This window comes from Gordonia sp. VNK21 (genome assembly GCF_046098115.1).
Classification (GTDB): Bacteria; Actinomycetota; Actinomycetes; order Mycobacteriales; family Mycobacteriaceae; genus Gordonia.
The window spans coordinates 1-9,430 of sequence record NZ_JBJURU010000019.1; the positions used below are offsets into that span (position 1 = coordinate 1).

General features: G+C 67.9%; 6 protein-coding genes, 2 tRNA genes and 2 pseudogenes. 1 reads left to right on the forward strand and 9 read right to left on the reverse strand.

Annotated features, from left to right (window positions below; all coding sequences use genetic code 11):
* Positions 1–301: pseudogene (locus ACJMNC_RS16615) on the reverse strand (acyl-CoA dehydrogenase family protein); the annotation flags it as partial.
* Positions 302–356: 55 nt separating this feature from the next.
* On the opposite strand from ACJMNC_RS16615, the gene ACJMNC_RS16620 reads away from it, so the two are divergent.
* On the forward strand, positions 357–767 hold the full coding sequence (locus ACJMNC_RS16620) for a hypothetical protein (protein WP_408949072.1): 411 nt from the start codon (positions 357–359) through the stop codon (positions 765–767).
* Positions 768–878: 111 nt separating this feature from the next.
* On the opposite strand, the gene ACJMNC_RS16625 is transcribed toward ACJMNC_RS16620, so the two are convergent.
* The 8 genes and pseudogenes from ACJMNC_RS16625 to ACJMNC_RS16660 form a co-directional block, all read right to left on the reverse strand.
* Positions 879–951 (reverse strand) — tRNA-Ala (locus ACJMNC_RS16625).
* Between the two features lie 27 nt (positions 952–978).
* Positions 979–1,055, reverse strand: a tRNA-Ile gene (locus ACJMNC_RS16630).
* A 64-nt stretch (positions 1,056–1,119) separates the two neighbouring features.
* The gene (locus tag ACJMNC_RS16635) at positions 1,120–2,337 is read right to left on the reverse strand and encodes a DUF3566 domain-containing protein (protein ID WP_408949073.1); all 1,218 of its coding nucleotides are present in this window, start codon (positions 2,335–2,337) and stop codon (positions 1,120–1,122) included.
* Between the two features lie 90 nt (positions 2,338–2,427).
* Positions 2,428–4,929: a DNA gyrase subunit A gene (gene gyrA / locus ACJMNC_RS16640; RefSeq protein ID WP_408949074.1), complete on the reverse strand. Its 2,502-nt coding sequence runs from the start codon at positions 4,927–4,929 to the stop codon at positions 2,428–2,430.
* Between the two features lie 89 nt (positions 4,930–5,018).
* Positions 5,019–7,067: a DNA topoisomerase (ATP-hydrolyzing) subunit B gene (gene gyrB / locus ACJMNC_RS16645; protein ID WP_408949075.1), complete on the reverse strand. Its 2,049-nt coding sequence runs from the start codon at positions 7,065–7,067 to the stop codon at positions 5,019–5,021.
* A gap of 200 nt (positions 7,068–7,267) precedes the next feature.
* Positions 7,268–7,816, reverse strand: coding sequence for a DUF721 family protein (locus ACJMNC_RS16650; RefSeq protein ID WP_408949076.1), 549 nt, complete (start codon positions 7,814–7,816; stop codon positions 7,268–7,270).
* A complete protein-coding gene (recF, locus tag ACJMNC_RS16655; RefSeq protein WP_408949077.1) occupies positions 7,809–9,089 on the reverse strand; it encodes a DNA replication/repair protein RecF in 1,281 nt (426 codons plus the stop codon). The genes ACJMNC_RS16650 and recF overlap by 8 nt, the downstream gene beginning before the upstream one ends.
* Before the next feature lie 77 nt (positions 9,090–9,166).
* Positions 9,167–9,430: pseudogene (locus tag ACJMNC_RS16660) on the reverse strand (DNA polymerase III subunit beta); the annotation flags it as partial.

The following is a 9,430-nucleotide window of genomic DNA, read 5'->3' on the forward strand; positions in this document are numbered from 1 at the left end:
TCTCGCTGGTGCCCTCGTAGATGGTGAAGATCTTGGCGTCACGCGCCCACCGTTCCACCGGGAAGTCGCGGGTGTAGCCGTTGCCGCCCAAGATCTGGATGGCCGACGACGTCGCACGTACCGCGACCTCGCTGGCCTTAAGCTTCGACATGCTGCCCTCTGCGTGGGGGAAGCCGGTCCCGCGACGCATCATGGTCGAGGCACGCCACACGAGCAGCCGCGCGGCGTCGATCGCGACGGCGAGATCGGCGAGCTCGAAGGCCACCGCCTGATTGTCGATGATCGGGCGACCGAACTGCTCGCAGATGCCTGCGTCGGCGAGAATGGTTGTCAGAGCTGCTTGCGATCATTGCGCCATGAGTGCAGAACAGCGGGGTCCTCTCTATGTCGACGGACCCCACGGCTGTCCGGTCGGCGGACCCTTCGACCTCTGGCGGAAGAACTATTTCATCGAGAACGGCAACCCACCCAGCGACAGCGTGAAGATGTGGCCGGGCCTGACTTTCGAGACGATCTCGGCCATCGCCACCGCGACGTTCCACGAGAACGCGACGCGTACGGAGATCGTCGCCCGGTTCGAGGGCGGCGGCCCCGCCGACGAGCTGAAGATGGCCCACGCCTACTTCTGCCAGTGGCGGCGACGGGCACCGTTCATGCCCGACGAGCTGCAGGACCTCCCGCCGCGCCCGGCGATGACGCGCCCGTACACGCCCGAAGAAGTGAACGAGGACCTTCAGCAGATCGCCGACGGTTACCGCAAGAACTGAATACGCCGTGCGCAAGCTCAGGAGGCTCCGACATCCTCGCGCCACAGTGCTGTATTCGATGCCATGAGGCCCCGAACGAAAAGCGTGTTCGGGGCCTCGTAGCATCGCGCGTGGAGCCTAGGAGATTCGAACTCCTGACATCCGCCTTGCAAAGGCGGCGCTCTACCAACTGAGCTAAGGCCCCGTACCGGTGGGAACCGGAGGGAGATCGTGGTGGGCCTAGGAGGACTTGAACCTCCGACCTCTTCGTTATCAGCGAAGCGCTCTAACCGCCTGAGCTATAGGCCCGTGAACCGAGATTGAAGATTACCCGACCCCGCCGTGACAAACAAAACGGCAGGTCAAGGCCTCGTCAATCCAGGTCCGCGAGGGTCACTTCGATGCCGCCCACCACGTCGGCGCAGACGTTGTATACGTAGGCGGAGATGGTGGCCAGGGCGGTCAGAAGGATCGCCGCGAAGACCCCGAACAGGGCCGAGAAACCGAAGACCTGTCCGACGCTGATCAGATCACCGCCACTGCTGGAGCCGTCCGCGGTGACCAGCGTGCCGAAGCTGCTGTTCATCTGGTCCCAGACACCCATACCGTCGAGGATGCCGAAGAGCACGGCGACCGCGATCATCCACACGAAGAAGCCCACGACCGCCAGCACCCCGGTGACCTTGAAGATCGACCACGGATCCACCCGGCGCACCTGCACCGCCGCGCGCAGCGGCGTGCCGATACCCGACGCGGGGATGTGCCGCACCGATGCGCGATCGTCGGCCGATCCCACATGGTGGATGGCATCGAGATCCGGCTTCACATCACCGGGAAGATGCTCGGGAACCGCGCCCTTGGCGGCCCGGCCCTTCTCGGCCGACCCGGCGGCGGCCGGCGTACTCCCGGTACCGGCAGCGGCGGCTCCCGTGACCGCGGATCCGGTGACCAGCCCGCCGCCCAGCGGGGGCTTGGCCGAGGTCTGCGGGGGCTTGCCGGACGTCTGCGACGGTCGGGGTCCGGATGCCGGTGCGCCCTGCGGGGCACCGCCGGCCGCGGGCTTACCGGCTGCAGGCTTGCCCGCTCCCGACGGCCCGGTCGGCGGGGTCTTGCCCGCGGGCGGGGTCTTACCCGGCTGGGCACCGCCGGCTTGAGCATTCCCGGCTTGAGCATTCCCGGCTTGAGCATTGCCCGGTTGCGGCTTCCCCGGTTGCGGCTTCCCCGGTTGTTGCGCGACGCCCCCGGACGGTGGCCCTGCCGAGGCGCCGCCCGCCGCCTGTCCGGCCGTGGGACGGGCCGGCGCCGGATCCGGCGTACCGGACGTGGGCGTCTGACCACCGTGGCCCGGCTCACGCTGGGACGCACCGCCACCCGCGGGCATCGCCCGGGTCGGTGCGCCCGCGGCGCCCTCCTGCCCGACGGCACCGCGCAGCGGTCCACTACCGGGCGCATCCGGCCCGAGAGCGCCGGCCGCCTTGGCGACGTCCCCAGCGGTCAAGCCGGTGGCCGCGGTCTTCTCCCCGCGCTTCCACGGGGGCGGTACCCGACCGCTCTCCGGCTTGTCACCGTCGGGCTCGTTCGGTGTGGTCACAAAGCATCCTCACTGTGAGCAACAAGGCTGATCGCTACCAACCCTAACGGCTCAGCAGCCTCTTCCCCGGTATGTGCGGCCGGTTCCGCGCTACTCGCCGTCCCCGGTCTCGTCGTCGCTGTCCGGTTCGTCCGCGTTCCGGGCGATCGCGATCAGGCTGTCGCCGTCGCCGAGGTTCATCAGGCGCACGCCCTTGGTCTGCCGGCCCGCCTTGCGAACCTGCTTGGCCATGGTGCGGATGACCCCGCCGCCGGAGGTGATGGCGTACACCTCGGTGTCGTTGTCGACGATGATCGCGCCCACCAGCTCGCCCCGCTTCGGGTCGTACTGGATGGTGAGCACGCCCTTGCCGCCGCGGCCCTGCGCCGTGTACTCCTCGATGTCCGTGCGCTTGGCGTAGCCACCCGACGTGGCCACCAGCAGGAAGGTGTCCTCGTGCACCACGTTGAGGCTGAGCAGCTCGTCGGCCTCGTTGAAACGCATGCCCTGCACACCGGAGGTCTGCCGGCCCATCGGGCGCAGCGTCTCGTCGTCGGCGTGGAAACGGATCGACTGACCCTTCTTCGACACCAGCAGCAGATCGTCGTCCGCGCTGCACAGCTGCGCACCGACCAGTTCGTCGTCGCCGCGCAGGTTGATCGCCGCGATGCCGCCGGACCGGTTGGAGTCGAAGGCGTCCAGCGCCGACTTCTTGACCAGGCCGTTGCGGGTGGCCAGCACCAGATACGGCGCATCCTGGTAGCCGCTGATGCGGATCACCTGCGCGATGCGCTCCTCCGGCTGGAAGGCCAGCAGGTTAGCCACGTGCTGACCGCGCGCGGTTCGGTTGGCCTCGGGCAGCTCGTACGCCTTGGCCCGGTACACGCGGCCCTTGGTGGTGAAGAAGAGCAGCCAGTCGTGGGTGCTCGAGACGAAGAAGTGGGCGACGATGTCGTCCTGCTTCAGACCCGCACCCTGGACGCCCTTGCCGCCCCGCCGCTGGCTGCGGTAGAGGTCGGTCTTGGTGCGCTTGGCGTAGCCGGTCTCGGTGATCGTGACCACCACGTCCTCGCGGGCGATCAGATCCTCGTCGGCTACATCGCCCTCGGCGGCGATGATCCGGGTGCGACGGTCGTCGCCGTGCTTCTCGACGACCTCCATCAGCTCGTCGCGGACGATGGCCCGCTGGCGTTCCGGCCGCGCCAGGATGTCCTTCAGGTCGGCGATCTCGCGCTCGATCTCGGCCAGCTCGTCGATGATCTTCTGCCGTTCGAGGGCCGAGAGCCGGCGCAGCTGCATGGCCAGGATGGCGTCGGCCTGCAGTTCGTCGATGTCGAGCAGATCCATCAGGCCGCTGCGGGCGGCGTCGGTGTTGGCCGAGGCCCGGATCAGCGCGATGACCTCGTCGAGGGCGTCGAGCGCCTTGACCAGACCGCGCAGGATGTGGGCGCGTTCCTCGGCCTTGCGCAGCCGGTACCGGGTGCGCCGCACGATGACCTCGATCTGGTGGGTCACGTACAGCCGGATCATCTGGTCGAGCCGCAGGGTGCGCGGTACGCCGTCGACGATCGAGAGCATGTTGGCGCCGAAGTTGGTCTGCAGCTGGCTGTGCTTGTACAGGTTGTTGAGCACCACCCGGGCCACCGCGTCGCGGCGCAGGGTCACCACGATGCGCAGACCGTCACGGTCGGACGAATGGTCCTCGATCTTGCTGATGCCCTTGAGCCGGCCGTCGCCGACCTGTTCGGCGATCGACGCGATCAGATTGTCCGGGTTCACCTGGTACGGCAGTTCGGTGACCACCAGGGTGGTGGTGCCCTTGTTCTCTTCGATGTCGACGACGCTGCGCATCCGGATGCTGCCGCGGCCGGTGGTGTACGCGTCCCGGATGCCCTGACTGCCCACGATCAGGCCGGCGGTCGGGAAATCCGGTCCCTTGATGGCCGCCATGCAGGCCTCGAGGGTAGCCTCGTCGTCGGCCTCCGGATTCTCCAGCAGCCAGACCACGGCCTCGGCCACCTCGCGCAGATTGTGCGGCGGGATGTTGGTGGCCATACCGACGGCGATACCGCCGGAGCCGTTGATCAGCAGGTTGGGCACCCGCGACGGAAGCACGGTGGGCTCCTCGGTCTTGCCGTCGTAGTTGGGGATGAAGTCGACGGTCTCCTCGGTGATGTCGCGCAGCATCTCCATCGCCAGCGGGGTGAGCCGGGCCTCGGTGTAACGCATGGCGGCCGCGCCGTCGTTGCCGCGGGAACCGAAGTTGCCCTGGCCGTCGATCATCGGATAGCGCATCGACCACGGCTGGGCCAGACGGACCAGGGCGTCGTAGATCGAGCTGTCGCCGTGCGGGTGGTAGTTACCCATGGTCTCCGAGACCGGGCGAGCGGACTTGACGTAGGCCCGGTCCGGGCGGAAGCCGGCGTCGAACGATGCGTAGAGCAGACGCCGGTGCACCGGCTTGAGGCCGTCCCGCACATCCGGCAGGGCGCGACCCACGATCACGCTCATGGCGTAGTCGATGTAGCTGTTCTGCATCTCCTGCCCGAGGTCTACGGGCTCGATGCGGTCACCGGAGCCGTCGTTGTCCGGCAGGTCGGTTTCGTCGCTCATGAATTCTCTTTCTGGTCTCGACCGGGCTCAGTGCGCAGCGCGCTGGCCCGTCGACAGGTGGGATGGCATGGCCGGGAACTGTGCTCGGACTACACGTCCAGGAAGCGGACGTCCTTGGCGTTGCGCGCGATGAAACCGCGGCGGGCGACGACGTCCTCCCCCATCAGGATGGAGAAGAGCTCGTCGGCGGCGGCCGCGTCGTCGAGGGTGACCTGCTTGAGGATGCGCACCTCGGGATCCATAGTGGTCTCCCACAGCTCCTTCGGGTTCATCTCGCCGAGGCCCTTGTAGCGCTGGATGCCGTCGTCGGTGTTGATCTTCTTGCCCGCGGCGCGGCCCGATTCGAGCAGCGCATCGCGTTCCCGGTCGCTGTACGCGAACTCCGGGTCGGCGCCCTTCTGCCATTTGAGCTTGTAGAGCGGCGGCTGCGCGAGGAAGACGTGACCCTGTTCGATCAGCGGCCGCATGAACCGGAAGAGCAGGGTCAGCAGCAGGGTGGCGATGTGCTGGCCGTCGACGTCGGCGTCGGCCATCAGCACGATCTTGTGATAGCGGAGCTTGGTGATGTCGAATTCGTCGTGGATGCCGGTGCCGAAGGCGGTGATGATGGACTGCACTTCGGCGTTCTTCAGAACGCGGTCGATGCGGGCCTTCTCGACGTTGATGATCTTGCCGCGCAGCGGCAGGATCGCCTGGTACATGTTGTCCCGGCCCTGCTTGGCCGAGCCGCCGGCCGAGTCGCCCTCGACCAGGTAGACCTCGCACTTGCTGGGATCGTTGCTGCGGCAGTCGGCGAGCTTGCCGGGCAGGCCGCCCAGGTCGGTGGCGGTCTTGCGGCGGACCAGCTCGCGGGCCTTGCGGGCGGCGATGCGCGCCTGCGCGGAATCGACGGCCTTCTTCACGATCACCTTGGCCTCGGCCGGATTGGCCTCGAACCAGTGACCGAGGTGCTCGTTGCAGGCCTTCTGCACAAAGCTCTTGACCTCGGTGTTGCCCAGTTTGGTCTTGGTCTGTCCCTCGAACTGCGGGTCGGCGACCTTCACCGAGATGACCGCGGCCAGACCCTCGCGGATGTCGTCGCCGGAGAGCTTGCCGTCCTTCTCCTTCACCAGCTTCTTATCCAGCGCGTACTTGTTGACGGTGCTGGTGAGTGCGGCGCGGAAGCCTTCTTCGTGGGTGCCGCCCTCGCCGGTGTTGATGGTGTTGGCAAAGGTGTGGACCGACTCGGAGTAGCCGCTGTTCCACTGCATCGCGATCTCCACCTCGTGCCCGGTGCCCTTGGCACCGAAGCCGATCACGGTGTTGTGAATCGAGGTCTTGGTCCGGTTGAGGTGCTTGATGTAGTCGACCAGACCGTCCGGGTAGTGGTAGGTCCGGGTGCGCACCCGGGCCACCTTCTCGGCCTTGGCGGTCTCGCTCTGGATCTCCTCGGCGGCGTCGCCCTCGGCCTCGGCCTCGGCCGCCGCATCCTCGTCGGTGATGCGGTTGTCGGTGAGCGTGATGGTCAGGCCCTTGTTGAGGAAGGCCATCTCCTGCAGCCGGCGGGCCACGATCTCGGCGTTGAAGTCGACGGTCTCGAAGATGCCCTCATCCGGCCAGAACCGGACGGTGGTGCCGGTGCCGGTGGCGTCGCCGACCTTCTGCAGCTTGGTCGGTTCGGCGTTGTTGTAGGTCTGCTGCCACAGGTGACCGTCGCGTTTGATCTCCAGCTCGACCTTGGTCGAGAGCGCGTTGACCACCGAGATGCCCACACCGTGCAGACCGCCGGACACCGCATAGGAGTCGGAGTCGAACTTACCGCCGGCGTGCAGCTGGGTCATGATCACTTCGACGGCCGGAACACCGGTGGCGTGCATGCCCACCGGCATGCCGCGGCCGTCGTCGACCACTTCCACACCGCCGTCGGCGGTCAGGGTGACGTCCACGCGGCTGGCGTAGCCGGCCATCGCCTCGTCCACCGAGTTGTCGACGACCTCCCAGATCAGGTGGTGCAGACCGCGTTCACCGGTGGAACCGATGTACATGCCGGGACGTTTGCGGACCGCCTCGAGTCCTTCGAGGATGCTGATGGAGTCGGCGTTGTATTCACCGGACTCGGCCTTACGGGGCTTCTTCGACGCTTTGTTGTTGTCGGCCACGGGACGCGTCCGCTCCTTCTCATAGAGAACACTTGCGACCAGTGTACTTCGAACCCGCTCACAAGCGGGGTAAGCCATGCGCTGAATGCCTCACAGGTGGCCGAATCGACACCAAGATAGGTCCCGATATGGCTGTGTCGGCTCTGGCGGCGTATCGCGGCTCTGAGGTCGCTGCCGGATCGGGGCCCGGATGCGGCCCGTCAGCCGTAGGTGTCCCGCGGTCCCCGACCGCTCACGTGACGCGGCCCGAACCGCCACGACGGTGCCTTGGGTCCGACGATGCGCATCGACACCACCACCCCGTCGCCGACGGCGGCGGCGATCTTCGCCAGGATCTGGGCCTGCATGTAGCGCAGCTGCGTGGCCCACGCGGTGGACTCGGCCCGTACGTGCAGCACCCGCTCGTCGAGGGTGGTCGGCTGGGCATGGGCCGCGATGTCGGGGCCGACGATCGACTCCCACATCCCGAACACGGTGCCCTCGGTGATCTTCTCGCCCCAGCCGCGTTCCCGGGCGATGCGGCCGGTCAGCCGCCCGAGGGGCTGCGGGTCGCGGCTGTCCGGGCCCGCGCCCGACCAGCTGCGCCGGGAGCGGTCACCGCGGCGCCGGGTGCTCCTGACCGGGCCGTTGCGGCCCATGCCGACGGGTTTGCCCGCGGCCTTGGCCGCCGCCCGCGCCTCCTCGAGCGCTTTGCGCGCCATCTCGTAGCCGGTGACCGCAGGCTGGTCGCCGTCCGCCTGATCAGTCATCGGCCGGTTCCTCCTCCGGTGGTGCGGAATCTCCAGCGACCTGCTCTCCAGCGACCTGCTCTTCTGGGGCCTGAGCTTCTGGGGCCTGGTCGCCGGCGAGGCTGTCGCCGATGATCTGTGAACTGCGGACTCCATCATGCTCGTGGGTACCGACAGCGATCCGGCGGCCGCCCAGTCCGGCCGGTAGATCGTCGACGACGGCCGCGGTGATCAGCAGCTGTTCCGCACCGCCGGTCGCCTCGGCCAGCTTCTCCCGGCGCGCGGCATCGAGTTCGGCGAAGACGTCGTCGAGCATGATCACCGGTTCCACACCGTCGGCGCGCAGCAGATCCACACACGCCAGCCGCAGCGACAGTGCCAGCGACCACGACTCCCCGTGGCTGGCGAAGCCCTTCGCGGGCTCGCTGCCCAGGTTCAGCTGCAGGTCGTCGCGGTGCGGTCCCACCAGGCACAGACCGCGGTCGATCTCCTTGGTCCGCATCTGCGCGAGCCGCTCGGCGAGGATCTCGCGGATCACCGGAATCTGATCGTCTCCGCCGGGAGAGGCGTCGACGTCCGGTCCGGCCGCCGAACGGTAGCCGATCCCGGCCGCTCGCGAATGCGGGGCGATCGACGCGTACACCCGGCCGACGAGCGGTTCGAGCTCCCGGACCACGGCCAGACGTGCAGCGGTGACCTCGGCCCCGAATTGTGCGAGCTGCTCATCCCAGACGTCGAGGGTGGCGATCACCGAGTCGGCCTCGGACCGGCTGCGGCGCATCGCCGCACCGGCGGTTTTCAGCAGTGCCGAACGCTGCCTCAGCACCCGCTCGTAGTCGGCGCGGGCGCCGGCGGCGACCGGCCGCAACTGCACCACCAGTTCGTCGAGGAAGCGCCGGCGTTCCCCCGGATCTCCGCGCACCAGCGCCAGATCCTCCGGTGCGAACAGCACGGTGCGGAGCACGCCGAGGATCTCCCGCGGCCGGCGCACCGGTGCGGTGTTGATCGTGGCCTTGTTGGCGCCGTGCGCCGCGATGGTCAGTTCCACCGACAGTTCGCGGCCGTCGTTCTGCACGGTGGCGCCGACGGTGGCCGCGGTGGCGCCGGTGCGGACCAGCGGCGCATCGGCGGCCACCCGATGCGAGCGGAGCGTAGCCAGGTAGTACAGCGATTCGAGCAGGTTGGTCTTGCCGAATCCGTTGCGCCCCACGAAGATCGTGGTCTCCGGATGCAGCTCCAGATCCACTCGGGGCCACGAGCGGAAATCTCGTAACGCCAATGCGCGGACGAACATCGAACCTCTACTCCACTACCGGCGGCCGTTTCTGCGGCGGCCGCCGGTTCGCCGTGTCACCGTCGTGCCGACGGGATTCAGCCCGGCAGCCGCACCGGCATCAGCAGGTAACTGAACTGGCTGGCCGGGGCCAGATAGGCGCCGGAAGCATCGGCGGCGGGTTCACCGTCGCCGGCCGGACGCAGCACCGCCGGCCGGATGGCCGCACGCCGCTCGCCGGACGGATCCGGTTCGGGATTGGTGAAGCCGAACTCGACCACCTCGGTGCCGATCGCCGCCAGACCGTCGAGCAGATAAGTCGGGTTGAAGGCGATGATGATCGGTTCACCGTAGAACCGCAC

Coding starts and splice junctions, on each gene's coding strand:
- ACJMNC_RS16620 (WP_408949072.1), top strand. CDS start 357: ATGAGTGCAGAACAGCGGGGTCCTCTCTATGTCGACGGACCCCACGGC.
- recF (WP_408949077.1), bottom strand. CDS start 9,089: ATGTTCGTCCGCGCATTGGCGTTACGAGATTTCCGCTCGTGGCCCCGA.
- gyrA (WP_408949074.1), bottom strand. CDS start 4,929: ATGAGCGACGAAACCGACCTGCCGGACAACGACGGCTCCGGTGACCGC.
- ACJMNC_RS16650 (WP_408949076.1), bottom strand. CDS start 7,816: ATGACTGATCAGGCGGACGGCGACCAGCCTGCGGTCACCGGCTACGAG.